This window comes from Bacillus sp. N1(2025), from assembly GCF_053470005.1.
Window position 1 is genome coordinate 50,946 of the sequence record NZ_JBLTJB010000001.1, and the last position, 25,909, is coordinate 76,854.

The window sequence follows — 25,909 nt, forward strand, 5'->3', positions numbered from 1 at the left end:
TAAAAAAATCCCGCTGTTTCGGCGGGATTTTTTTGTTTATACGACCGGAAGCACGTTGACCGCGTCCTTAACGTTTAAATATGTCTTTAATGAAGAAAAGCTGGCATCAAGCTGATTCATTCTCATGGCGAGGGAAGGCTTGATCCCGGTGATAATCAATTCCGTGCCGATTAATTTAAGCAGGTGGTGCAATTTGAAAATCCGGTCTGCGGTCTGTTCGTTTACCTCGGCCAGACCTGATAAGTCTATAATTAAGTAATCATCTTTAGATGCGGTTAATATGTCCGTCAAAGTTGTCACGATTGAATCAAATCGTTCTTCCGTTAAGTTTCCCACTAACGGCAAAGCGGAGATGCCGTTTCGGATCGGAACAATCGGCGTTGACAGTGTCGTGATTTCTGCGAGGGAATCCTCAAGGAGCTTTTCGTATTCTTTCTGCTCTGTGATGTCTTTTTGAAAACCGACAAAATAGAGCTTGTCTTCAACATACAGAGGATCAATGTTGAGTTCATTCCAAAATGGGGTGCCGTCTTTTTTGACATTTTTCAGCCGCACCGTGATCTTTTCTTTCTGGTTTAAGCTCTTTCTTATTTTCGCGACTTGTTGACGGTCGGTTTCTTTGCTTTGCAGAAATCTGCAGTTCTTACCTAATATCTCTTCGGAAGAGTAGCCTGTCATATCCATAAATCTCTGATTTGTATATATGATGGGATTGTCCTCAAGAGAGGGGTCTGTAATCACCACGCCGATACGTGCGTGATCAAGCGCCTTTTTGATAAGCTCCAGCTGCTCCGGTTTTCCGAATACATTTGAGTCAGCCATGTAAAACCCCCTTTTGGCCGTAAAGCTGCGCGCTTTTTCAGCCATTGTTTCTCCCCTTTTTAAATGAATCTACAGTAACCGTAGCATAACATATGTTCTGATTCAAGCAGCCGAAGTTTGCAATTTGTCATTCGGGCTTGTCCTCATATACACTGAATATATAAGGGGAAGGCACATCATCGCTAAGTAAGTGACTAGGTCATTGTCACTGGGTGAAAAATGAATCTAATGCATCAAGCTTACCGATCATGTGTTCACATATAATGGAAGAAACAAGCTTTTTACTTTCCTGCTCAATCGCCGGTATGTAGATATCGAAAATCATCGTATTCGTAAGGGGGCTGGATGGCCTGAAGTCGCTTTACTAAATAAGGGCTTTAGGAAGGTGATGAAGATGCTGCATCAGGTAATAATTGCTTGTGTAATTGGAGGAATCATGGGGGTTCTCGGTCATGTGAAAAAGAGAGGCAGGCTGGAGAAACCCAGAATGACAAAGCGGTTTATCTATCTCGGTTTTTTGGAAGATGGTTTTATCGGAATGGCTGCTTCCATCTTACTTGTCTTATCCGCTGACCCCGATTCAGGAATTCAACTCGTCATCTTATCCATAATCGCAGGCTACGGCGGAGAAGCTGTTCTCAGGAGCTTTGATTTTGTCAGAGAACAAAACAGTGATTCGGCCGAAGCAAAACCACACCAGCAAAAAAATCCTCCATCAAAATAATATCCCCGCTCACGACCCGTTCCGGGTACATTCCCATTGTATACAAACCTGCTTGCACTTATGAACAGAATTCTATAAAATACAGGTAAGATTACGGTAGCGATAAGAACAGTGAAGAGGAGCAGTAAGAAGCAGATTTTGCAATCAGAGAGTTGACGGCCGGTGCAAGTCAATCAAGTCTGTTTCCGAACTCGCCTCAGAGTTGCAGCGGCAAAACCGCTGACGCATAACTGCGTTAAAAGTATCAAGTGAGTGCGGCTTAAAAGCGCGCTAACGAGGGTGGTACCGCGGGAAACAAAAATCTCTCGTCCCTTTTTGGGATGAGGGAGTTTTTTTTAGTTTTAGAATAATCTGAATATAATCTTCCTCATCCCGTCAATACTTGGACTACATACGCCGTATTCAATCAGAAGGAGGTTTTTACGTTGAGTTTTCAGCACGAAAAAATAGAAAAGAAATGGCAGAATTACTGGTTGGATCATAAAACGTTCGCCGTCAGTGAAGAGAATGACAAGCCGAAGTTTTACGCGCTTGACATGTTCCCGTATCCTTCAGGAGCCGGCCTTCATGTCGGACATCCGGAAGGCTATACGGCAACCGATATCCTTTCGCGCATGAGACGCATGCAAGGATACAATGTGCTTCATCCGATGGGATGGGACGCGTTCGGGCTTCCTGCCGAGCAATACGCGCTTGACACGGGGAATGATCCGGCTGAGTTCACAAAACAAAATATAGATAATTTCCGCCGTCAGATTCAATCACTCGGATTTTCTTATGACTGGGATCGTGAAATCAATACGACTGATCCGGACTATTACAAGTGGACGCAATGGATCTTCACTAAGCTGTACGAAAAAGGGCTCGCTTACGTAGACGAAGTGCCGGTCAACTGGTGCCCGGCGCTCGGAACGGTGCTTGCGAACGAAGAAGTCATTGACGGCAAAAGCGAGCGGGGCGGCCATCCGGTTGAACGCCGCCCGATGAGACAATGGATGCTGAAAATCACCGCTTATGCGGACAGGCTTCTTGAAGATTTAGAAGAACTTGACTGGCCGGAAAGCATTAAAGACATGCAGCGCAACTGGATCGGACGCTCAGAAGGCGCAAACGTGCATTTCGCGATCGACGGCACTGATGACACGTTTACGGTGTTTACGACAAGACCGGACACGCTGTTCGGCGCGGCTTATGCCGTACTGGCTCCTGAGCATGAGCTTGTGGAGGCCATCACGACGCCTGAACAAAAAGAAGCGGTAGACGCTTATGTTAAAGAAGTTCAGGCGAAAAGTGACCTGGAACGGACGGATCTTGCGAAAACAAAAACGGGCGTCTTCACGGGCGCATATGCCGTAAACCCTGCAAATGGAGAAAAGCTGCCGATCTGGATAGCGGATTATGTCCTCGCCTCTTACGGAACGGGCGCTGTAATGGCCGTGCCGGCGCATGATGAACGTGATTTTGAATTCGCCAAAGTGTTCAGCCTGCCTGTCAAAGAAGTCGTAAAAGGCGGAAACACGGAAGAAGAAGCGTACACGGGAGACGGAGAGCATGTCAATTCCGGCTTTCTGAACGGACTGAATAAAGCGGAAGCGATTGAAAAAGTGATCGCCTGGCTTGAAGAAACGAAAAACGGTGAGAAAAAAGTGACATACCGCCTGCGTGATTGGCTGTTCAGCCGCCAGCGCTATTGGGGCGAGCCGATTCCGGTTATTCATTGGGAAGACGGCACGTCAACAGCCGTTCCGGCGGAAGAGCTGCCGCTGATTCTGCCGAAAACCGATGAGATCAAACCGAGCGGAACAGGTGAATCACCGCTTGCCAACATTAAAGAGTGGGTGGAAGTCACTGATCCTGAAACGGGCAAAAAAGGCAGAAGAGAAACGAACACGATGCCGCAATGGGCGGGAAGCTGCTGGTATTTCCTCCGCTTTATCGACCCGAAAAATCCGGATCAGCTCGCTTCACCTGAGAAACTGGATAAATGGCTGCCCGTTGATATTTACATCGGAGGAGCGGAGCATGCCGTGCTTCACCTTCTGTACGCGCGTTTCTGGCATAAATTCCTCTACGATATCGGTGTCGTGCCGACGAAAGAACCGTTCCAAAAGCTGTATAACCAAGGAATGATTCTCGGGGAAAACAATGAAAAAATGAGTAAATCCCGCGGAAACGTCGTCAATCCGGATGAAATTGTGGCGTCTCACGGAGCAGATACGCTCCGCCTGTACGAAATGTTTATGGGGCCGCTTGACGCATCTATCGCCTGGTCTGAATCAGGTCTTGACGGAGCGCGCCGCTTCCTTGACCGCGTATGGCGTTTGTTTATCGAGGAAAACGGCGAACTGACGGGCAAAGTGACAGAAGGCGCAGGCGAAACTCTTGAGCGCGTCTATCATGAAACGGTCATGAAAGTGACAGAAAACTTCGAAGCCCTTCGTTTTAACACGGGCATTTCTCAGCTGATGGTCTTCATTAATGAAGCTTACAAAGCGAATGAACTGCCGAAAGACTATATCGAAGGTTTTGTGAAGCTGCTTTCTCCTATTGCGCCGCATTTGGCCGAAGAACTGTGGGAAAAACTCGGCCACGAAGGTTCGATTGCATACGAGGCTTGGCCTGCTTATGACGAATCAAAACTGGTGGACGATGAAGTGGAAATCGTCGTACAGCTGAACGGAAAAGTAAAAGCGAAATTAATGGTTCCGGCTGATGCTGATAAAGCAGCGTTAGAACAGCTCGCACAAGCTGACGAAAAAGTAAAAGAGCAGCTTGAAGGAAAAACGATCCGAAAAATCATTGCCGTACCGGGCAAGCTTGTCAATATCGTGGCAAACTGACCGGACGAAGCCCCTCTCCTATAGAGAGGGGCTTTTTTATCAGGCCTCTATCATAGAAATTGCACCGCGGGCTTTGGTATACTTAACACCATAAAGATGAATGGGAGTGTCACACATTGAAAATAAATGAAATCAGCACAGCCGTACTGGAAGAAAAATTAAAAGCGGGAGAAGAGCTGTATCTGATTGATGTCAGAGAAGACGAAGAAGTTGCCGAAGGAATGATTCCGCAGGCCGTTCACATCCGCATGGGGGACATCCCTGAGAAGATGGATGCGTTAGACAAGGACAAGGAGTATGTATTTATCTGCCGTTCCGGAAAAAGAAGCATGAACGTTTGTATGTATTTACATGAGCAGGGCTTCCGTACGGTTAATGTTGAAGGCGGCATGCTGGAGTGGGAAGGCGAAACAAAGCCGAAGAAATAACGCTTTGAAGTGAAAGAAGAAAAGGGACGTGCGTCTTTTTCTTCTTTTTTTATAAAAAAACGGGAGGCGAATCAGGTGAAACCGATGATCCGCGCTATGAAATCAAACGATATCAAACAGGTCCGGCAAGTCGCAGAACGAAGCTGGCATCATACGTATGAAGGGATTATTCCCAGACACATTCAAGATCAGTTTCTCGAATCCGCCTATCAGGATGAGATGATGGAACGCCGGCTCTTGCATTCTCTGTTCTTTGTGGCAGAAGAAGAGGGGCGAGTGCTCGGTTTTGCAAATGTCACTCCGGTTCAAAAAGACGGAAATGCGGAGCTGACCGCCATCTATATTGACCCGGATTGCCAGGGAAGCGGGATAGGAACGGCACTCCTTAAAGAATGCATCAGGCAGTCCGGCGGGGTAAAAAAGCTTTATGTCCATGCAGAAAAAGAGAACCGCATCGCCTTGTCCTTTTATCAAGCGAAAGGGTTTCAATGGGTATGTGAATTTGAAGAAGACTTTAGGGGACACACCTTACAGACGGTCAAACTGGTGCTGAACATATAAAGCGATCCAGCCTTTCCGGGGCCGGATCGCGAATGATCAGTGATAAGTCGGAAGCCGGTCTTTGTGCGCTTCGAATAAGTCATCGCACAAAGATATGATGTCATTCATGGAAAGCTCGGCGCTCGTATGCGGGTCAAGCATGGCCGCCTGATATACGGCTTCCTTTTTTAAAGTAACGGCCGCTTCGATGGTTAAAAGCTGTGTGTTAATGTTTGTTCTGTTGAGCGCCGCGAGCTGCTCCGGAAGTTCGCCCGAATAGCACGGCATAATGTGGTTTTTGACGGCTGTGCAAGGCACTTCAACGACCGCTTTCGCGGGCAGATTCGGTATCAGCCCGGTATTCAGCACATTGCCGCCGAATGTGAACGGACGGCCCGTCTCCATCGCTTCTATAATTCTCGAACCGTATTCTTTTGAGCGTTCATGCGTCAGGTTTTGGTTGTTGATGATGCCGTCTCTCATCGTTTCCCAATTGTTGATTTGTTCCGCGCATCTCCTCGGATATTCATCAAGCGGAATTTGGAGTTCATCTATCAGCTCCGGATACCGGCTTTTTATAAAATACGGGTGATATTCGGCATTATGCTCAGATGATTCCGTTACGTAGCAGCCGAATTTATCCATCAGCTCAAACCGCACCATGTCCTTATGTTTCGTCTTTTGTTTTTCGCGTGCCCGTCTTTTAATTTCCGGATATAAATCAATTCCGTCCTTTTTAATCTCCAAAAGCCAAGCCATATGGTTGATGCCGGCAATGCGTTCTTCCGTACCTTCGTGATCCATGCCGAGTGAGTCAAACAGATCTTTGGTACATACCTGGACGCTGTGGCACAGGCCGACCGTTTTTACATTTGTATGTCTGAGCATCGCTCCGGTCAGAGAGGCCATCGGATTTGTATAGTTTAACAGCCACGCATCCGGGCAGACCTCTTCCATGTCTTTTGCGATGTCAAATAAAACGGGGATGGTGCGAAGGGAACGGAAAATGCCGCCTATCCCGACGGTATCGGCAATCGTCTGACGGAGACCGTACCGCTTCGGGATGTCAAAGTCAATGACCGTCGCGGGTTTATAGCCTCCGACCTGAATGGCGTTTATCACATAGCCGGCGTGTTTCAGCGCCTGTTTTCGGTCATCGTAGGAGATGATGGATATACTCGTATTGTAGCGGTCTCTCATGTTTTCCAGCATGAGCTGGGATTCTTTCAGCCGTACAGCGTCAATATCATAAAGCGCGAATTCAAACCCGTTTAATGCTTCAGTCAGTAAGCAGTCCCCCAGTACATTTTTTGCGAAAATCGTGCTTCCCGCTCCGATAAACGTAATTTTCTTCAACAGAAATTCCTCCCTTTTCTTCTCAGCCTTTGACCGCCCCGGAGGACAGCCCTGAGATAAAATATTTTTGAAGCGCCAAAAACAATACGACCATCGGCAGCATCGCCATAATCGCGGCTGCGGCGACTAAGTGAAGATTGTTCGCGTTTTCGCCGAAAAATCCCGCCATGGCCACGGTCAATGTCTGCACCTTTTGATCTTGTAAAAAGAAAATCGCAAATTGGTAATCGTTCCAGATAAACACGCAGGAAATAATGCAGACCGTTGCGGTAATCGGTTTCAACAAAGGAAACACGATTGTATAAAAAGTCCTGATCAATCCCGCGCCGTCCATCCTGGCGGCTTCCTCAAGCTCTTTCGGAATGGAAGAGCGGATAAACCCTGAATATAAGAAAACGGTCAGCGGCATATATGCAGCCGTATTAATGAGAATGGCTGCGGCATGCGTATTGATCAGCCCCGCATCAGCGACCATCTTGTATAAAGGAACCATGGAAGTCAAAGGCGGGATGATCATGATAGAAATCAAAAGGCCGAAGACGATTTTGTTCAGCTTTGTATTTCTTCTAGCGAGCGGGTATGCGGCAAGCGAACCCATGAAAATTAACAAAGCGGCGGAAACGGCTGTAATGATAATCGTGTTCAGAAAGGATTGCCCGAGAGAGGCACGTTCCCATGCTTCACGAAAATTCTGAAATGAAAAGGCGGATGGCAGCGACCATTTTGAACTGTAGTCTCCTTTTGCTTTTAATGACGTGGTCAGCAAAATATAAAAGGGGACAATATGAACGCACGAGATAACGGCTGCCAACAGCGTAAAAATCCGCATTCGGGCTGTTTTCATGACATTTCCGTCTCCTTTCGCTTGAAATACACGAGAGCCGAAAAGCTGATGACAAGAATAATGACGGACATAAACACGCCTTGGGCGGCGGCATATCCCGCATCCTGCCGTTTAAAATATAAATCATACATAAACGTCGACATCGATTGAGAGGAATTGCCCGGCCCGCCTGCGGTCAGCGCGAAAATGACATCAAACAGCTTCAGCCCGCCGATGATATTGATGACCATGTTGATGGTGACAGCCGGCATCAATAAAGGCAGGGTGATGGTGAAAAACGGCTGAAGACGTCCAGCGCCATCCATTTTTGCGGCTTCGTAATAATCTTTCGGAATGCTTTGCAGCCCCGCCAAATATACAATCATCGCAATGCCTGCGTATTGATACGTGTTAATCATGACGATAATCCACGGGTTTGCCGCAGGGCTTGCCAAGGCGTTGACAGGACCGATTCCCAGTGCGCCAAGCACATCATTCAGCGCACCCCCGTCATATGAGAAAATAAAATACCAAATGTATCCCATTATCAGCGGACTGATAATGACGGGCAGGTAGACGATCGTTCTTGTGAGCGCCTTCATTTTTAAGCTCTGATTCAAAAGCAGCGCATATAAAAGTCCGAGCATATTCTGAAAAAAAGTGCTTCCGATTCCGTAAAGCAAAGTATTTTTCACAACAAGCCACGTGTCCGGATCTGTAAAAAGCCTTTTATATTGAGTGACTCCCACCCATTGATACGTCTGTGAGAAGCCGTTCCAGTTTGTAAATGTGATAAAAGCGCCTTTGACAAACGGAAAAATCATGAAAATAAAAACCATGGCAAGAGCGGGGACGTACATCCACCACAGTGACGCGGATTTTACCGGCTTTTGATGTTGAAATCCTTGGGTTTCTCTTGCAAGATCACTCATTCTTTTTCAGCTCCCTGTGAATCAGATTGAAGCCGGAGCCGCTTATATTCCCTGCCGAGTTTCGCGGAAATTTCAGCGGGGGTTAAGATATCGGCCATCAGTTCCTGCCCGGCTGTTCCCATCACATCCCACATTCCGTTCGGCAAATAAAGGCGGTCAAAATAAGGCTGCACCTTAATATGCTGATAGCGCTTATAGTCATTTGCGTAGAAAATGTCCGTTTGCACATTCACTAATCCGGCCGGAAGCGAGGTCGCTTCGGCAATTGATTTTGCATGCTCGGGGCGGGCCATAAATGCGATAAACTGTTTCGCTTCTTTAAGCCGCGGGGAATCCTTGAATGCCGCCAGCGTGTAACGTTCGCCTCCGATCCAAACCGGCGCGTCTCCCTTGTGGACGGCCGGGGTGGGTATGATGCCGACTTTTACTTTCGGATTGATTTGAGCGACGTCTTGGCCGAGGGTGCCGCCCTGCAGCGTAAAGGCGATTTTGTTTTGCGCCATCAGTTCAATGAGCTGGGACCGTTTTGCCGTCACGGCATCTATATTGAGCAGGTTTTCCTTTTGCATCTCTTTCAGTTTGTCAGATAAATAGGTGAAGTGTGTCCAGCGGAAGGTTCCGTTTAACAGTTGTTTTTTGTAACGGTGTGCGGGATCTGTGATGAGAAGCGGTGCGGCGAATTGATCGTAATATTGGGCAAATGAGCTTTTCTCATAGCCGGCAAACCAGAAGGGGGTGACTGTTCCGCCGCTTTTTTCTTTAATCTGTCGCAGTGCCTTCATAAAATCATCCATTGTTTCCGGCTGTTTTATTCCGTATTTTTCCAACAGAGTGCGGTTGTAGGCCAGTCCGTCCTTTGCCTGATTCAGAGGGAAGGCGTATATTCTGCCTTTGGCGTCTTTGAGCATGCTGTTTAAATTCGGATCGAGCCGCTTCGTCCAAGACATGCCGCTGAGGTCGGCGGTATATTCTCCGTAGCGGATTTTGGCCCAGCCGTGTGTGTCGAAAAGGTCGGGCATGTCACCGGCTGCCATTCTGACCCTCATCATATTTTCGTAGTCATTGCCTGGGAAATGAACGTTTACTTGAATGTCCGGATGTTCTTTTTGGAATGAATCAGCCAACTTTCTGAATACGGCGCGTTCGCTGTCTGAGGATATGGTGGAATAGACTGTCAATGTTTTCTGCTTTTCTCCGGCGCCGCTCTGTTCTGCCGAGCAGCCGGGAAGGATCATGCAAGTAAAAGAAAGAAACAAAGCCAGTAAGCGTTTCATCTTTTCCTCCTTTAAATATGATATAAACGCTGCGGGACACGTCACCTCCTTTCTTGTGAGCCGCAGCTTTGTCTGACAATCAATGAAGTGGGGAGCGTCACGGCCAGCGGGACGGTTCTGCCGTTTAAACGGTCGAGAAGCAATTTGACACCCGTCCGGCCCATCTCTTCCGTGTATACTTTTACCGTTGATAACGGCGTGCTGGCGTATTCTGCCTCATCAATTCCGTTGAAGCTGACAACCGCCGTATCGCGCGGGACTTGAAGACCGGCTTCCTGCAAGGCTTTTAAAGCGCCGACAGCCATCGAATCACTTGCGATAAAAAAGGCATCGGGGAGACTTCCGCCTTTGATGGCTTCATTCATCAGCCGGAACCCTTCGTGCATGCTGTATTCGCCGATCAGTACATGCTCCGGCTCGGCGCCGGCCATTTGTAAGAAAGCGGTCAGACGCTTATCCTCAATCGTTTTATTGCTGTTTACACCGTCTATGACGGTATGCTCCCGCTCCCGGCCGCCGATATAACCGAGCCGCTGGTAACCGAGCGACAGAAGATGTTCTATCGCCTTTTGCGCTGCGGCATAAAAATCCACGCTGACGGAATCGTAGCGGGCGGGATCGGGGGTGCCGTTAACAAATACCGCGTGCCTGAAAGCGGCGCTGATGTTCGTAAGCGCCTCGTCTTGCAGGCTGCCGATTATGATCACGCCGTCCAGTTCGTGAAACATATGCTCTTGAAAAGAACCGAGATGGATAGAAGATGTGATAAAAACTTTTTGCCGAAAGCATTCTTCCTCAATGCCTTTTCGGATCGCTGAAAAATAAGGGTCCTGCCGTTCTTCTTCGGGTGACAGGCAGCTGACAACGCCGATCAGGGGCGCTGAATCGCTGCGGCTGCGGTTCTTCCGTCTTTTTGCCGACGGCTGATAGCCCAGCTCATCAGCGATCCTCAGAACTTTTTCTCTTGTTTCATCAGTCACGGCTAAAGAGTCATCCTTATTCAAAATTCTCGATACTGTCGCGCTGGATACAGATGCCTGTAAGGCAATATCTTTGAGACGGACCATTTCGCATCTCCTTTTTACTAAATATTTACTAAATAGAAATGACCTGGTTATTGTTAAAGTGATATTATCATACGTTAGTAAGCGTTTTCAACAACTATTTTTGGTCACTTTTAGTAAAAAATCAGTAAAAAAGAAAATCTGTTTTTCTCTATCATATTTCAATTGAACCGGAATAAATTGATAGAGAAAGGAGAGGGTGATGTGCTGAAGATAGCTGTTTTTGATGAGGAGCATGAAAAGGATCTGCAGACTGAAGTCAATACATTTTTAAAGGGGATTTCTGATGAACAGCTCGTTGATATTAAATATACGGTAGCGGCGGCCTGTGATCCTGAAGGTGAGCAGCTTTATTGTTTTTCCGCTCTCATTTTATACCGAAAATAAAGAAGCCCGGACGAAATGCCGGGCTTCTTTGTTCATTATGCTTTTTTGACGCGGGGACTTCTTGGTTTTTGGTATTTCTCCGCTTGTTTGATTCCTTTTCTCTCGCTCGCTAATGACTTGTACAGAGACACAATCATCAGAAGAATCACGACTGAAAACGGAACCGCGGCGAGAATGGCCGTGTTTTGCAGTGCGGCAAGACCGCCGGAATATAATAAAACCGCTGCCACGGCGGACTGGATGACGCCCCAGATGATTTTCACCCGGTTTGACGGGTCTAATGAGCCGTAAGACGTTTGCATTCCAAGCACAAATGTCGCTGAATCCGCTGATGTAATAAAGAATACAGCGATCAGAACAAGCGTTAATACGGATGTCACCATTGTCAGCGGATAGTGGCTGAGTGCGCCGAACAGCATCGTATCCGTTGACATTCCCGCGACATTGAATACGCCTTTCTGCTGAAGATCCATCGCGGATACACCGAAGATCGCAAACCATAAGAAAGCCAATATACAAGGTGTCACCAACACCCCGATTAAAAATTCCCGGATCGTCCGGCCCCTTGATACACGGGCGATAAAAATGCCGACAAACGGCGACCAGGATATCCACCACGCCCAATAGAAAATGGTCCAGCTGTTAATCCATTCGCGTTTTTGGGGATCATTCGGAGACAAGCGAAAGCTCATCTGCACGATATTTTGGATGTATTGGCCGATAGAATCGGTAAATGAGTTCATAATCAGCACCGTCGGGCCTGCAATGAGCATAAAGATCATTAAAATAGCCGCGAGCGCCATGTTGGTATTGCTTAAGTATTTAATCCCTTTGCCGATTCCGCTCCATGCAGAAATCAAAAATAACACGGTCACGACAGCGATCAGGATCAGCTGAATGGAAAATGTTTTTGGAATGCCGAATAAATAATGCAGACCGCCGTTGATCTGAGTCGCTCCGAGCCCTAAGCTTGTCGCCACACCGACAACGGTCGCAAACACCGCGATACAGTCAATTGCTTTGCCGATCGGCCCGTTTACTTTATCGCCCAAAAGCGGTGTCAGTGTGCTGCTGATCAAACCGGGCGCGTCTTTTCTGAATTGAAAATATGCGATACATAAAGCGACGACCGCATAGATGGCCCAAGCGTGCAGCCCCCAGTGGAAAAATGTGTACCGGAGCGCATCACGAAATGCTTGGGGCGTTTCTGTTTCACCTGAGGGAGAGCTGATGGCGTAATGGCTGATCGGTTCCGCAGCCCCGTAAAATACCAAACCGATTCCCATGCCTGCGCTGAAAAGCATGGCAAACCATGATAATAAGCCGAATTCCGGTTTTTCCCCGGGTTTTCCGAGTTTTATTGTGCCGATCGGACTCACAATGAGAAAGAGACAGAAACCGACAAATATAGAAACGACCAGCAGATAATACCAGCCGAAAGAATCCGTAATAAATTTTTGTGCCGTATCAGTGACTTGCTGCAGGCTGTCAGGAGAAATGGCCCCCCATAAAACCGCAGCTGCTGTGATGACAATCACAATCCAAAAAACACTGGAGATGTTCTTCTTCAAACGTTCTCACCCTCTGACTATTTTTTTCAATACGCCATTTTGTTTTAGTGTGGTCGTACGATTGCAGATCATTCCTTTCTTCCTATTCCCTCAATCAGGTGAAACAAAACGCAGAAAACTCTATCATGTTTTTGGTCAATTATCAACGGGGACGCTCAGGTAAATGCGCTTTAAACCATTTAGAGCGAGCGTGAGAAACGTCCTGCATTCAAACCGGCGAGACGACCCGTGACAAAGGCTGAAGTGATATTGTAGCCCCCGGTATAGCCGTGAATGTCGAGTATTTCTCCGCAAAAATATAAGCCTTCCATTTTTTTAGACGCCATTTGTTTCGGCTCAATCTCTTTTACGGAAACACCTCCGCCTGTGACAAACGCTTTGTCCAAAGAAAGCGTTCCGTCAGCGGCAACCGTAAATTGTTTGCAGTCTTTGACAAAAGACCTGAATTGATCCTTCGGCAGTTCCGTAAAGCTTGTCTGCGGATCAAGACCGTTCCGTTCCAGAAGAAAAAGCAGGTACCGTTCCTGCATCCACGGCTTCAGCGCGTTTTTGAGCGCTTTTTTCGGTGCGTCTTTCAGTTCCTTGTGCATCTTTTGAAATAACTCTTCCTCGTTGATGCCGGGAAACAGATCGATGCGGAGTTTGACCTCTGGCTGCTTTTTCAGTTCTTTGACGACAAACTGGCTGCAGCGGAGAATGGCGGGGCCTGACAAGCCGAAATGGGTAAACAGCATGTCCATCACGTGTGTGACGATTGGTTTGCCTTTTTTATTCAGGACGCTGACGGCCGCGTTTCTAAGAGACAGCCCCTGAAGTGTTTTTTGTTTAATAAACGGTTCTGACGACGTAACCGGCACTTCCGTCGGAAAGAGTTCGGTCACGGTATGACCGGCCGCTTCCGCCCATGCATAGCCGTCTCCGGTGCTGCCGGTATGCGGGACTGATTTTCCGCCGACCGCGATAATGACGGCGTCTGCGTTAATGTGTTCGTCATTGTTTGTCGTAATGCCTGCTGTCCTGCCGTTCTCGTACCGCACTTCTTTGATTTTTTCATTTGTGCGGATGGTGACATTCAGTTGTTTTAATCGGTTCAAAAGCGCATCGACAACGCTTTGCGCTTTGTCCGTCACCGGGAACATGCGCCCGTGGTCTTCTTCTTTCAGCTGAATGCCGAGTTTTTCAAAAAAGGCGATGATATCTTCATTATTAAATTCGGAAAACGCGCTGTATAAAAAGCGGCCGTTGCCGGGGATGTGTTTGATGATTTCTTCAACGGGGAGGCGGTTGGTCACGTTGCAGCGCCCGCCGCCGGAAATCGCCAGCTTCCGTCCCAGCTTGTTTCCTTTATCGATTAATAATACGTCCGCCCCTTCTTCGCCTGCCGCAATCGCAGCCATTAAACCGGACGGACCGCCGCCGATCACAATCACGTCATAATGTTTCATATTTCATCAACAACTTTCTTTTTCACGTATAATAGGCGGAAATGTCCGCTTTCTGCTATTATAGCGAAAGAAAGGGAATCCTTAAACGTATTTTGTTTTTTAAAGGGTTTTCCCAAAAAGTTTCCCGCTGTAATTATTACCGTCTAATTGCCCAGTTGTGTTAAAATAGAAAAGTTGAATCTTCGTAGAAAATGGTGATGAGGAAACATGTCAAGCAAATTGTTAAGGGGCACGTTCGTGCTGACGCTCGGCACCTATATATCGCGGATTTTAGGGATGATTTATCTGATCCCGTTCGGAGCGATGGTCGGAGCGACGGGCGGAGCTTTGTTTCAATACGGATATAATCAATATACACTGTTTTTAAACATTGCCACGATGGGATTTCCCGCCGCGGTTTCAAAATTTGTCTCGAAATATAACTCCAAAGGAGACTATGAGACGAGCAGGCGGATGCTGAGAGCGGGAATGTCGGTTATGCTCGTAACCGGGATGATCGCTTTTTCAATTCTTTATATTTCGGCGCCGTTTTTTGCGGAAACATCTCTCGGCGGCACGAGTAACAACGGACTTACGATTGACCACGTCGTTTATGTCATCCGGATGGTCAGTCTGGCACTTTTGGTCGTGCCGATTATGAGTCTTGTGCGCGGTTTTTTCCAAGGTCACCAGATGATGGGGCCGACAGCCGTTTCACAGGTTGTGGAGCAGCTTGCCCGGATTATCTTTTTATTGGGCGCAACGTATTTGATTTTAAGAGTGATCAACGGCGGCCTTGTCATCGCAGTCGGATACGCGACTTTCGCGGCGCTGATCGGATCATTCGGAGGGCTTGTCGTCCTTTATATTTACTGGAATAAGCGGAAGGGCGATCTTCTGGCGATGAAGCCGAATCTTGTCCCGTCCGCGAACTTAAGTTATAAAAAAATGTTCATTGAGCTTTTCAGTTATGCCGCTCCTTACGTATTTGTCGGACTGGCGATTCCTTTGTATTCATATATCGATACGAATACGTTTAATAAAGCGATGATTGCGGCGGGCCATAAGGATATCAGCCAGGACATGCTTGCGATTGTCACCCTTTATGTGCCGAAGCTTGTTATGATCCCGGTTTCTCTGGCGACCGCTTTCGGTCTGACGCTGATTCCGACGATTACTGAATCGTTTACGAGCAGGAATTATAAGCTTTTGAACCAGCAGATTAACCAGACGATGCAAATCATTCTGTTTTTGGTTATTCCCGCCGTTGTCGGGATGTCCGTGTTATCGGGTCCGGCCTATACGTTCTTCTACGGCTCTGAAAGTCTTCGCCCGGATATCGGACAGGATATATTGTTCTGGTACGCGCCTGTCGCGATTCTGTTTTCTCTGTTTACCGTAAACGCCGCGATCCTGCAAGGGATTAATAAACAGAAATTTGCTGTCGTGAGCCTTTTCATCGGCGTCATTATAAAAGTGGTGCTGAACGTGCCGCTGATCAAGCTGTTTCAGGGAGACGGGGCCATCCTGGCAACGGCGCTCGGTTATATCGCTTCTCTTCTGTACGGTTTTATCATGATTAAGCGCCATGCGGGCTATTCGTATACGGTACTTATAAAACGGGTCATTTTAATCGCAGTCCTGTCCGTCCTGATGGGAGTCGCGGTCAAGCTGACTCAATGGCTGCTCAGCTTCTTTGTAACATACCAAAGCGGCCAGGTGCATGCGGCGATTGTCGTCTTTGTCTGCGCCGCTGTCGGCGGTGCGGTGTACATGTTTGCCGCGTACCGAATCGGATTTTTACAGAAAATGTTTGGAAACCGTCTGCCCCGCGTTTTGAGAAGAGGCAGGCATTCCGCCCATTAAGAATAATGAATAGTCCGCTTATCGCGGGCTTTTCTTTTTAAAGGAGAGGATCAGGATGAGACTTGATAAGCTGCTTGCCAACAGCGGATTCGGCTCAAGAAAAGATGTGAAAAAAATCGTCAAGGCTGGGGCTGTCATGATTGACGGAGAGCCGGCGAAAGATGTGAAAACCCATGTCGATCCGGAAAAACAGGACATCACGGTATACGGAGAGCCGGCAGATTATCGTGAATTTATTTATGTCATGATGAATAAGCCGCAAGGAGTGCTGTCCGCTACCGAAGACAGCCGCCAGCAAACGGTGGTTGATCTGCTGACGCCTGAAGAACAGCGATTTGAACCGTTTCCGGCGGGACGTCTTGATAAGGATACGGAAGGCTTTTTGCTTCTGACCAATGACGGGCAGCTCGCTCATCGCCTGCTTTCTCCGAAAAAGCATGTGCCTAAAACATATGAGGTCCGGTTAACTTCACCCCTGTCACCGGAAGACATCGTTCATCTGGAAAGAGGCGTCGTCATTGAAGGAGGCTATAAGACGAAGCCGGCAGCCGTTGAAATCATTACAGAAAGCCCGGATGAAACGGTGATTCACTTGACCATTACAGAAGGCAAATATCATCAGGTGAAGCTGATGGCAAAGGCTGTCGGAAATGAAGTGGCTTATTTGAAGCGGCTTTCAATGGGGGCTGTTTCTCTTGACCCGGATCTTAAACCGGGAGAATTCCGCGAGCTGACTGAAGAGGAGCTCGAAACGCTGAGAGGCGCTGAAGTGTAATCGATATCAGAAAAGCCCAAAACAGATTTGTTTTGGGCTTTTTATATAGAGGAACAAAAAACAAGGCAAAGACGCTGCTTTGCCTTGCAGCATGTCAGGCCGAAAAGGGCCTTATGTAATTGTTCGCTTAAGATGTAATTTTCACTTTTTTTCGTGTTGTCTCCCACTTGCCTCGGCTAGGACTATGAACAAGATCATTGTATGCTAACACATTTAAGTCTCGCTGAATGGTTCTAGGTGTAATGCCGAATTCATCAACCAGTTCCTGTGTTGTCACAAGGCCTTTTTCCTGGATGAACATGTAAACTGATTTAATCCGAGTCAGCATACGATTTGTTGAAGGTTTCAAAAAACCACTCCCTATCATAAGATCGGATGGACTTGATATACCACAACTTTCGACTCTAAAACTTCGTACGAATAAGCAACAAAGGATGACATTCTGTTTTTTCTCTTTTAACTGCCTCCATTATACACGATATGGACGACATGAATCTAGGAATAAGCGCAGATAATTTTTTCCAAATGGGTGCCGCCTTGGTGCATTACTATGTCCGGTCCGCTTTTATTATTATGGAAACTGAAACTTTTTTTATACATGTCCGTATGAAAACGGGGGAGTGAGAAGTTTGGGAGAATTATTGAATGCAAACATTGTCTGCGCCGGTTATGCTGACAGGCCGAAGGTGATTTCTGATGTATCTCTGTCAGTCAACGCTGGTGAAATTGCCGGTTTAATCGGAGCGAACGGCGCGGGGAAAAGTACAGTAATAAAGGCGGTTCTCGGGCTGTCCCGGGATATAGAAGGCGATATTGAGTGGAATGATTCATCTTATGCTTACATACCGGAGCGTCCGAGTTTTTACGATGAACTGACGCTTTGGGAGCACCTCGAGCTGACCGGGTCATTGCGGGGTATAGAAGGGGAAGAATGCCGTGAGCGGGCAGGGCGGCTGCTTGAAGAGTTTTCGCTGACGTCTGTAAAACATGATTTGCCTTCCGGCTTTTCAAAAGGGATGCAGCAAAAATTGATGCTCATACAGGCATTTTTGGCGAAGCCGGATATTTACATCATTGATGAGCCTTTTATCGGACTTGATCCGATCTCAACGAAGCTGTTTACCGACATGCTGATTGCTGAGAAAGAAAGGGGCGCGGGGATTTTGATGTGCACTCATGTTCTGGATACGGCGGAAAAAATCTGCGACCGGTTTTATTTGCTGGATCAGGGCGCTCTGCTTCTTCAAGGCACGTTAGAGGAGCTTCAGGAAAAAACGGGGAGCCGTTCACTGCTGGATTGCTTTTATTCAGCGGTTCGGAGCAGTCAGCGATGACCGGGCGGGCTTTGTTTTTTCAAAGGCTGTTTCATTATTGGCGGTATCAATGGAAGGTGTTCCAGACGGTCATTGATTGGACGGTCGCGCTGTATATCGTTCTTCCGGCTGCCGCATTTGCCGTTTATCAATATGCTGATTGGCTGAACGGCAGGGGGCTTCTTAATGGAGCGGCAGGAGTATTAGGATGGGGCTGGCTGTATGTATTCAGTGCCCTGCTGTTGTGCACGGGTTTTATTCATACCTTTTTGCTGGAAGCGGATCACGTATTTTTGGTGCATGCAAAACATCTGATGCAAAAGCTGAAACGGTATGCGCTTTTGTATTCGATGTTCCTTTCCCTTATCAAATGGGGTGCGCTTGCCGTATTGTTATTTCCCTTATGGCGCCAATACGGTGACTGTACCTTACCGGCATATTCAGGTATGTTTTGCTGTCTGTTCGGCTTCCATACTGCAATATTAGCGGTGCACCGGCACAGAAAAAACAGCAGGCGGACATTCGGGACTCAGGCGGCGGGCTGGCTGAAAGTGATGGTTCTGATGGCGGGGGCGTTTTTTATGATCGTCTTTGCCGCCGAATGGTATTGGCTTTGGCCGGCGGGCTGTATATTGTTCATCTGTTCCGCTCTTTTGACTTGGAAAGGGACGGAGACATTATCAGCCTTTGAGGAAGAAGTGCTTGAAGAGAACAGGCGCAAGCTTTCATTCGCGGCCTCTGTTTTGATGCTCAGCCATGATGTGCAGCTCCCGAATGGTAAAAATAAAGGGCGGAGCAAGCCGTTTTTATATCCCGGCTCAAAGCACATCTTTACAAAACGGTCGGCGTATACGGCGTGGAAAGAATTGTTCTTTAAAGTGCTGATCCGAAACGGCGGGTATCTCCGGCAGCTTTACCTTTTAACCGCGGCTTTTACGGCTCTTATTCTCGTTCTTCCGCTCTTAGTGAAGCCGGCAGTCCTTATTTTATTTGCGATCGTCAGCCGCTATGCCGCGTCGCTTTTATTTGACCGGATCACGGATAAACCGGTTTTAAGCGGTATCAAGAGAGACAGTGATGACTATTTCAGGGCGCGAAACAGCGCATTAACCGTCATTCAAATCATCTGTTCCGCCTGGTGTCTCATTGCCGCGATTCTTTCCGTTCTTTATATGTGAAAATCCCTTTCCGAAAAAGGAAAGGGATTTTTCTTAATGTCCGTTCAAAATAAAAAGCTGAATAAAAAACAGCACGGCGAAGATGATGACTAGAGGATGGATTTCGCGCCATTTTTTCTTAGCTGCTTTAACAAGCGGATATGAAATGAAGCCGAGTGCGATTCCGGTTGAAATACTGGACGTTAAAGGCATCGCCAAAATGACGAGAAAGGCCGGGAACGCTTCATCAAGCTCATTCCAGCGGATATTCGAGACTGCGCCCATCATCAGGCTGCCGACAATAATCAGAGCCGGTGACGTAATCGCGGACACTTCCGATAAGACGCTGACAAGCGGGCTGAAAAACATGGAAACGGCAAACATAACGGCTATCGTCAGCGCCGTCAGACCCGTTCTTCCGCCGGCCGCCACACCTGCTGAAGATTCAACGAACGCGGTCGTCGGGCTGGTGCCGAAGATGCTTCCCACCGTCGTAGCGGTCGAATCAGCCAAAAGCGCTCTTCTGGCATTCGGCAGCTGATTGTTTTTGATCAATCCCGCTTGTTCGGCGACACCGATCATGGTGCCGGTCGTGTCAAAAATCGTAACGAGAAGAAAAGAAAACACAACGGCGTACAGACCGTGATGCACGACATCCCCGAGGGCACCGAACGGATTTGTGATCAAAAGCCCCTCCGGCAGGTGCGGGAAGGACATGAATCCTTTCGCGAAATGGATCTGTCCGGTCAAAAAGGCAATGATAGCGGTCAGCGCCATTCCGATGAACAGAGCCCCGTTTACATTCAGCACCATCAGTACAATACTGATGATAAGTCCGATAAGCGTTAAAATGACGGCGGGCGAATGAAGATCGCCGAGTGCGACCAGATTAGATTTATCAGCGGTGATGATTCCGGATTGGCGTAAGCCGATAAAAGCGATAAATAAGCCGATGCCGGTCGTAATTCCGTATTTTAAATTGTCCGGAATCGCTTCTATAAGTTGTTTTCTTAAAGGCGTTAACGATAAAATAATAAAGATGACTCCCGCGATAAAAACGGCGCTGAAAGCCGTCTGATACGTAATGCCGCTGCCTGTGCCGACAACGTGAAAGGCGAGATACGCGTTTAAGCCCATGCCGGGGGCAATGGCGATCGGAAAATTCGCAGCGAGAGCCATCCATAAAGTTCCGACAATGGAAGCGATAATCGTCGCGGTGAACACCTGGTCAAACGGAATTCCCGCATTGGAAAGGATCACCGGATTGACGACAATGATATATACCATTGTGAAAAAGGTGGTCAATCCCGCGGTAATTTCTCTTTTTATTGTCGTTTGATGCTTGTCGAGATGAAACATAAGTACCTCCAATGACGAACATTTTTTCAAAACATCATCTATATTATTCGTTTTATCGACATTTTGCAAGTCTTTATCAAGAAAGGGGATTTGTGATGAACTGGGAAGTTGAAGTCATCAGAAACAAAGAAGATCTGATCCGTGACACGCAGAAGTTTTTGCAGATCAACAGCGTAATGGACGAAACAACAGCCGGTCCCGGCCGGCCGTTTGGAGAAGGCGTCAATGCCAGCCTGACGTCACTGCTGGAATTCGGTGAAAAAGAAGGCTTCACCGTAAAGAATCTTGACGGCTATGCGGGCCATATTGAATGGGGAACGGGTGACGAAATCGTCGGCGTTCTGTGCCACGTCGATGTCGTTCCGCCCGGAGACGGCTGGACGAGCGATCCGTTTTCAGCCGATATCAGGGACGGCCGGATATATGCCAGAGGCGCCATTGATGATAAAGGGCCGACAATGGCGGCGTTTTATGCGCTGAAAATCGTCAAAGACATGCAGCTTCCTTTATCCAAACGCGTGAGAATCATCATCGGAACGGATGAAGAAAGTGATTGGAGATGCGTGGATCACTACTTCAAACACGAAAAAATGCCTGACATCGGCTTTGCTCCTGACGCAGATTTTCCGATCATTAACGCGGAAAAAGGAATTATAGATGCGTCACTGCGCATTGCAAAAAGCGCTTCTGACAAAGACGCAAAAAATGGGCTTCTGTCATTCCGTTCAGGACTGCGCTTGAACATGGTGCCGGATGCGGCTGAAGCGGTTATTGAAGGGGACGGTCTTGATGCCGTGCACGCATATTTCAGCAAATGGCTTGAGCAGTCAAAAACACAAGGTGAAGCAGTTTCGGAAAATGGAAAACTGACGCTTCGGGTATACGGAAAATCATGCCATGCGATGGAACCGGATAATGGTGTCAATGCCGGCTTAAAGCTTGCTGAATGCCTTAACGGAACGGAGCTGGATGGAGCCGGAAAGCACTTTGTCAAAACCGTCAGTGACTATTTTTCAAATGATACACGAGGCAAAAAGCTGAAAATTGATTGCAGGGATGACATCAGCGGAGAGCTTACATTGAATGTCGGCACCTTTACATACAGAAAGGGTGAGGAAGGAGAACTCGGCATCAACATCCGTTATCCCGTCACTTCAGACAGCAAAGTCATCCGTGATGCTTTTACGTCTGCTGAAGAATTCAGGCTTGAAGAATTTAAAGACAGCAAACCGCACCATGTTTCTGCCGATCATCCGCTCGTAAAGACGCTTCAAAAGGTTTACGAAGGACAGACGGGAAAGAAAGCGGATCTGATTTCAATCGGCGGAGGAACGTATGCGAGATCCCTTTCGGCGGGCGTCGCGTTCGGTCCGCTGTTCCCCGGCCGGCCTGACAGCGCGCATCAAAAGGATGAGTACATTGAAATCGATGACCTTCTTAGGTCAACCGCTTTATACGCCGAAGCCATTTATGAGCTTGCCAAGTGATAATAAAAAGGGACGCCGAAAGCGGCATCCCTTTTTATCATTCAAATGACCATAAATCCGTTGATAAATAACGTTCCCCCGTATCAGCCGTCATACAGATGACGATCTGTTCGGAAGGGAGGCGTTTTGCGGTTTCAATGGCGGCGAAGCAGGCGGCGCCTGAAGACGGGCCGACGAGTATACCTTCTTCCCGGGCCAGACGACGTGTTGTCGTATACGCATCTTCATCAGATATTTTCATGATTTCATCGTAAACGTCCTGATTCAGTATGCCGGGAATAAATCCGGGGCTTGTCCCGACAAGCTTATGAGCGCCGGGTTTTCCGCCAGACAGGACGGGGGAACCCGCCGGCTCGGCGACATGAACAATCATATCCGGGAAAAGCTCCTTCAGCGTTTCTCCGGTTCCGGTAATGGTTCCGCCCGTTCCCGCCGTTGCCACAAAAGCACCGAGCGGTCTGTTGAGCTGCTGAACGGCCTGATAGATTTCAATGGCGGTCGTTTTTCGGTGGGCATCTGGATTTGCGCCGTTATCGAATTGCATCGGGATAAAACTTCCCGGAATCTGTTCGGCGAGTTCTTTCGCTTTTTTGATGCTGCCGGGCATTCTTTCCGCCCCCGGTGTTAACACAACCTCCGCGCCGTACGCTTTCAGGAGGTTGATGCGTTCTTTCGTCATCGTGTCAGGCATGACGAGGATTGCCTTGTAGCCGCGCGCCGCCGCGTTCATCGCCAGGCCGATGCCCGTGTTGCCGCTTGTCGGTTCAATGATGACAGAGCCGGGTTTTAAATGCCCGCTGTTTTCCGCTTCAATGATCATATTGTAAGCCGCTCTGTCTTTGACACTGCCGCTCGGGTTAAACGATTCTAATTTTAAATAGACCTGTGCTGCATGTTCTGGCTGAAGGCGATTGAGCTTTACGATCGGTGTGCCGCCGATCAGCTCCGCCGTGGTGTTTACGATTTTCAAGGCCGGCTCATTCCTTTCTGTATAAAACGTTCAGTACATAATATCCTATCATAATGAGCGGACAGGGTTCTCCTCTCCGCTTATCCGTTTTATAATAACACCATAACCAAAGAGGGGGAGATCCTCGTATGAAAGCTTCATTGCCGCATTATTTTATCGGCATTCCGATTCCGGCTGACATTGCTGAACCGATTTGGGAAGCAGCCAAAAAGGAGCCGGCGTTATCATTCAAAAAATGGGTGCACCCGCATGACTATCATATTACGCTCATTTTTCTAGGAGCCGCGGATGAAGACCGGCTTGCGAAATTATCGTCTCTTCTCGCAGATGCGGCGTCGGCAGCGCAGCCGTTTACCGTACAGTTTCAGCATCTGGATATTTTCGGCGACCGCAGACAGCCGAGAGTGCTTCACCTTGAGCCCGAACGGAATGAACTGCTCTTTGATTTGCGGGAAAAAACAAAACAGGCTGTTTTGAAAGCCGGTTTTCAAGTGGAAAAACGGCCGTATCACCCTCATATGACGATGGCGCGGAAGTGGGCGGGAGACCAGCCGTTTCCTGACGATGTGCCGTTTGAAAGCGGCAGGGTGCAAAGTGCCGTCAGCCGGTTTTCCCTGTTTCAGACCCATCTTGACCGGTCGCCTAAATACGAAGAAATCGCACAGTTTCAATTGACATAAACAAATATTCGGAGTGGAGAAATCACATGGCACAGATCATCAAAATTCACGACTGCATATCCAGATATGAACTTGATCCATATCATTATATGAACCAGTTTATCCGGCTGAAGAAAGAACGCTGGGAGGCGCTTCTTGAAGCGTTTGACCGGATGACGGAAGAAAAAGAAACGGAAACGGCTGCAGGCGGGGAAACCGATCAAGCGCCGGCCAGGAAAAAATTTTCTTTAAAAAAGAGAAAAGAAGAAAATACGGCCGATATAAATGAAAAGAGGCACCAATGGTTTGATGAGCCGGAGGGAGAAGAGGCGCTGTTCGGGAATCTTCCGTCTCAAAAATCTGAGCTCGCGCCTTTTTTCAAAGATCAGCTGTATGACTTTCAATTAAAATGGGCGAGCTCCACGCTTTCTCAAAAGTCTGAGCTTTCGCAGGCGGTCAAAAGGGACAGGATGTTAAAAATGCTGGCTCAAAAGCTGCCCGATTCCTATTTTGTGATGTATCATCCGGTTCTCCAAATTCAGCAGGCGTCCGTCGAACTGAGTATGATCATCATCTCGCCGCTGGAGATTTTCTGCGCCGCTTTTATGGAAGCGGAAGAGGACAGCGTATATATCGGATCAAAACACCGTTTTTGGGAAGAAAGGGGCTCCGGCAGCACGCGCCAAGTATTGAATCCGTCTCTCAGCCTGCACCGGACAGGCTCGGTCGTTTCGCAAATCGTAAAAGAAAAGCAGGCCGACATTCCCGTGCGGAAGCTTTTGCTCAGCAGAACGTCTTATATTGATTACCCGGAGCCGCCGTACGGGCTGGAAATAGCTGATAAACGGACTGCCGCAGAGTGGCTGGAAAAGCAGCAGAAAAATACGGCGCCGATCAAGCACCACCAGCTGAAGGCGGCGAAGGCTCTTTTGTCTTACGGCTTGAGCGATTCAAGCCGGAGACAGGAATGGCTTGATTAAAACGGACGTTTGCCGGCTGTCTCTTCATCTATGAAGCAGGTGAAAACAAACGATGAGTCAATGGTTTTTTATTATTAATCCGGTCTCAGGAGGCGGGCGGGGCCGGCGTGTCTGGAAATCAGTTCAAAAAGAGCTGACCAGGCGCGGGGTCAGCCACCGCTCTTTTTTGACCGGGCATCCCGGACATGCGGAGGTGCTGGCGAGACAGATTTCAATGATGCAGGATCATAAGCTTAAGCGGCTGTTCGTCATCGGCGGTGACGGGACGATGCATGAAGTCATTAACGGACTGAAAGGAACGGATCAGATTGAGCTGACCTTTGTGCCTGCCGGTTCGTACAATGACTTTTCGAAAGGGCTCGGTATTAAGAAGTCGGCGCTTCTCCAAGAAATCAAAAGTCTGCACCGCCCGCTCACACGGAAATTTTTTGCGGGAAACATCAACTTTTTTCATGACAAAGCGCAATCACTTTATTTTATTAACCACCTGTCTGTCGGCTTCGATGCCTCAGTTTTGAAGGCAGCCGCGAATTTTCCGTTATCGCGCGTTCTTCGGTTTTTGCGTCTCGGTTTTGTGATTTACCCGCTCGCGCATTTACATACGGCCTCGGGGTTTCAGCCGTTCAGATTTGTTTGCACGGCAGACGGCCAGAGGCGTGAATTCCGCAATGTCTGGTTTGTCATTGCGGCTAATCACCCTTATTACGGAGGCGGCATGAAAGCGGCGCCTTCAGCAAATCCCCGTCAAAACCATTTTGATATTGTCATCGCAGAAAACCTGTCCTTTTTCTCGCTGTATCGTTTTTTATGGGCGATGAGCTTCGGCCGGCATATCAAAATGGACGGAGTGACGATGATAAAGGGGAAGGAATTCGTTTTTGAAACAGATGGGAAAATTCCGTTTCACGCTGACGGCGAGCTGATCGGAACGACGCCGTTTCGGCTTATGCCGGGCGGTACGCCGTTGAAAATAAAAACATAATAAACAAATGAAACCCGTCACATGTTTCACGGCAAAGAGCGGTTCGCGGCATAAATCTTCAGAATTCACAGGTGTTCTTGCTAGTTTTGCTTGACGAAGTTTGTGCTGTAGCGCTAAAATTTATAGGACGGCTATTGATTAGCATATGAGACTCTCAATAGCTGTCTTTTTTATTC

General features: G+C 48.0%; 24 protein-coding genes and 1 other annotated feature. Of the genes, 13 read left to right on the forward strand and 11 right to left on the reverse strand.

From position 1 onward, the window contains the following. Positions 1-36 precede the first annotated feature (36 nt). Positions 37-822: a PAS domain-containing protein gene (locus ACNFN4_RS00305; protein ID WP_448200022.1), complete on the reverse strand. Its 786-nt coding sequence runs from the start codon at positions 820-822 to the stop codon at positions 37-39. A 388-nt stretch (positions 823-1,210) separates the two neighbouring features. Between ACNFN4_RS00305 and ACNFN4_RS00310 the strand changes: the two genes are divergently transcribed. The 4 genes from ACNFN4_RS00310 to ACNFN4_RS00325 all read left to right on the forward strand — a co-directional run bounded on the left by ACNFN4_RS00310 (position 1,211) and on the right by ACNFN4_RS00325 (position 5,375). Further along, positions 1,211-1,546 carry a DUF4257 domain-containing protein gene (locus ACNFN4_RS00310; protein ID WP_015418038.1) on the forward strand — a complete coding sequence of 112 codons (336 nt, stop codon included), beginning with the start codon at positions 1,211-1,213 and terminating at the stop codon, positions 1,544-1,546. Between the two features lie 102 nt (positions 1,547-1,648). Beyond that, positions 1,649-1,862: a binding site (T-box leader), on the forward strand. A 109-nt stretch (positions 1,863-1,971) separates the two neighbouring features. Then, positions 1,972-4,386, forward strand: a complete 2,415-nt coding sequence (gene leuS / locus ACNFN4_RS00315; RefSeq protein WP_448199932.1) for a leucine--tRNA ligase — start codon at positions 1,972-1,974, stop codon at positions 4,384-4,386. 116 nt (positions 4,387-4,502) lie between these two features. Further along, the gene (locus ACNFN4_RS00320; RefSeq protein ID WP_021494484.1) at positions 4,503-4,814 is read left to right on the forward strand and encodes a rhodanese-like domain-containing protein; all 312 of its coding nucleotides are present in this window, start codon (positions 4,503-4,505) and stop codon (positions 4,812-4,814) included. An 84-nt stretch (positions 4,815-4,898) separates the two neighbouring features. After that, positions 4,899-5,375 (forward strand): GNAT family N-acetyltransferase, encoded by a 477-nt coding sequence (locus tag ACNFN4_RS00325; RefSeq protein WP_217365606.1) that lies wholly within the window; start codon positions 4,899-4,901, stop codon positions 5,373-5,375. Positions 5,376-5,411: 36 nt separating this feature from the next. On the opposite strand, the gene melA is transcribed toward ACNFN4_RS00325, so the two are convergent. From melA to ACNFN4_RS00350, 5 genes are read right to left on the reverse strand one after another with little or no spacing between them, the layout of a single operon-like run. Beyond that, the gene (melA, locus tag ACNFN4_RS00330; protein WP_109567140.1) at positions 5,412-6,710 is read right to left on the reverse strand and encodes an alpha-galactosidase MelA; all 1,299 of its coding nucleotides are present in this window, start codon (positions 6,708-6,710) and stop codon (positions 5,412-5,414) included. A gap of 22 nt (positions 6,711-6,732) precedes the next feature. Next, on the reverse strand, positions 6,733-7,554 hold the full coding sequence (locus ACNFN4_RS00335; protein ID WP_007408803.1) for a carbohydrate ABC transporter permease: 822 nt from the start codon (positions 7,552-7,554) through the stop codon (positions 6,733-6,735). Continuing rightward, a complete protein-coding gene (locus ACNFN4_RS00340) occupies positions 7,551-8,465 on the reverse strand; it encodes a carbohydrate ABC transporter permease (RefSeq protein WP_448199933.1) in 915 nt (304 codons plus the stop codon). Before ACNFN4_RS00340 ends, ACNFN4_RS00335 begins: the two co-directional genes overlap by 4 nt. Beyond that, positions 8,462-9,739: an ABC transporter substrate-binding protein gene (locus tag ACNFN4_RS00345; RefSeq protein WP_448199934.1), complete on the reverse strand. Its 1,278-nt coding sequence runs from the start codon at positions 9,737-9,739 to the stop codon at positions 8,462-8,464. Before ACNFN4_RS00345 ends, ACNFN4_RS00340 begins: the two co-directional genes overlap by 4 nt. Positions 9,740-9,780: 41 nt before the next feature. Then, entirely contained in the window at positions 9,781-10,806 is a 1,026-nt protein-coding gene (locus tag ACNFN4_RS00350) for a LacI family DNA-binding transcriptional regulator (RefSeq protein WP_215797040.1), read from the reverse strand. 201 nt (positions 10,807-11,007) lie between these two features. On the opposite strand from ACNFN4_RS00350, the gene ACNFN4_RS00355 reads away from it, so the two are divergent. Beyond that, positions 11,008-11,190 carry a sporulation protein Cse60 gene (locus ACNFN4_RS00355; protein WP_003152309.1) on the forward strand — a complete coding sequence of 61 codons (183 nt, stop codon included), beginning with the start codon at positions 11,008-11,010 and terminating at the stop codon, positions 11,188-11,190. Between the two features lie 35 nt (positions 11,191-11,225). Here the strand turns inward: ACNFN4_RS00355 and opuD are convergent, their stop codons facing one another. Together opuD and ACNFN4_RS00365 are read right to left on the reverse strand one after the other, a co-directional pair. After that, entirely contained in the window at positions 11,226-12,761 is a 1,536-nt protein-coding gene (opuD, locus tag ACNFN4_RS00360) for a glycine betaine transporter OpuD (RefSeq protein WP_012118228.1), read from the reverse strand. Between the two features lie 179 nt (positions 12,762-12,940). Continuing rightward, entirely contained in the window at positions 12,941-14,206 is a 1,266-nt protein-coding gene (locus ACNFN4_RS00365) for an NAD(P)/FAD-dependent oxidoreductase (RefSeq protein WP_448199935.1), read from the reverse strand. A gap of 207 nt (positions 14,207-14,413) precedes the next feature. On the opposite strand from ACNFN4_RS00365, the gene ACNFN4_RS00370 reads away from it, so the two are divergent. After that, complete coding sequence (locus tag ACNFN4_RS00370; RefSeq protein ID WP_014418671.1) at positions 14,414-16,051, forward strand: putative polysaccharide biosynthesis protein; 1,638 nt, start codon at positions 14,414-14,416, stop codon at positions 16,049-16,051. A gap of 55 nt (positions 16,052-16,106) precedes the next feature. Next, entirely contained in the window at positions 16,107-16,826 is a 720-nt protein-coding gene (locus tag ACNFN4_RS00375) for a pseudouridine synthase (protein WP_007408795.1), read from the forward strand. A 127-nt stretch (positions 16,827-16,953) separates the two neighbouring features. Here ACNFN4_RS00375 and ACNFN4_RS00380 read toward each other — a convergent pair whose 3' ends face one another. Further along, positions 16,954-17,175 (reverse strand): DeoR family transcriptional regulator, encoded by a 222-nt coding sequence (locus ACNFN4_RS00380; protein ID WP_003152337.1) that lies wholly within the window; start codon positions 17,173-17,175, stop codon positions 16,954-16,956. Positions 17,176-17,455: 280 nt separating this feature from the next. On the opposite strand from ACNFN4_RS00380, the gene ACNFN4_RS00385 reads away from it, so the two are divergent. Continuing rightward, the gene (locus ACNFN4_RS00385) at positions 17,456-18,160 is read left to right on the forward strand and encodes an ABC transporter ATP-binding protein (protein ID WP_021494477.1); all 705 of its coding nucleotides are present in this window, start codon (positions 17,456-17,458) and stop codon (positions 18,158-18,160) included. Continuing rightward, a complete protein-coding gene (locus ACNFN4_RS00390) occupies positions 18,157-19,317 on the forward strand; it encodes an ABC transporter permease (RefSeq protein WP_448199936.1) in 1,161 nt (386 codons plus the stop codon). Before ACNFN4_RS00385 ends, ACNFN4_RS00390 begins: the two co-directional genes overlap by 4 nt. Positions 19,318-19,350: 33 nt before the next feature. On the opposite strand, the gene ACNFN4_RS00395 is transcribed toward ACNFN4_RS00390, so the two are convergent. After that, a complete protein-coding gene (locus ACNFN4_RS00395; protein WP_014418668.1) occupies positions 19,351-20,655 on the reverse strand; it encodes an NCS2 family permease in 1,305 nt (434 codons plus the stop codon). A 95-nt stretch (positions 20,656-20,750) separates the two neighbouring features. Between ACNFN4_RS00395 and pepV the strand changes: the two genes are divergently transcribed. Next, on the forward strand, positions 20,751-22,142 hold the full coding sequence (gene pepV, locus ACNFN4_RS00400) for a dipeptidase PepV (protein WP_160182931.1): 1,392 nt from the start codon (positions 20,751-20,753) through the stop codon (positions 22,140-22,142). Positions 22,143-22,179: 37 nt separating this feature from the next. Here the strand turns inward: pepV and cysK are convergent, their stop codons facing one another. Continuing rightward, positions 22,180-23,112: a cysteine synthase A gene (cysK, locus tag ACNFN4_RS00405; protein ID WP_021494474.1), complete on the reverse strand. Its 933-nt coding sequence runs from the start codon at positions 23,110-23,112 to the stop codon at positions 22,180-22,182. Between the two features lie 128 nt (positions 23,113-23,240). On the opposite strand from cysK, the gene thpR reads away from it, so the two are divergent. From thpR to ACNFN4_RS00420, 3 genes are read left to right on the forward strand one after another with little or no spacing between them, the layout of a single operon-like run. Continuing rightward, complete coding sequence (gene thpR, locus ACNFN4_RS00410) at positions 23,241-23,792, forward strand: RNA 2',3'-cyclic phosphodiesterase (RefSeq protein ID WP_021494473.1); 552 nt, start codon at positions 23,241-23,243, stop codon at positions 23,790-23,792. Positions 23,793-23,818: 26 nt separating this feature from the next. Beyond that, positions 23,819-24,751 carry a hypothetical protein gene (locus tag ACNFN4_RS00415; RefSeq protein ID WP_017418394.1) on the forward strand — a complete coding sequence of 311 codons (933 nt, stop codon included), beginning with the start codon at positions 23,819-23,821 and terminating at the stop codon, positions 24,749-24,751. 52 nt (positions 24,752-24,803) lie between these two features. After that, entirely contained in the window at positions 24,804-25,733 is a 930-nt protein-coding gene (locus ACNFN4_RS00420) for a YegS/Rv2252/BmrU family lipid kinase (protein WP_007408786.1), read from the forward strand. Positions 25,734-25,909: the final 176 nt, after the last annotated feature.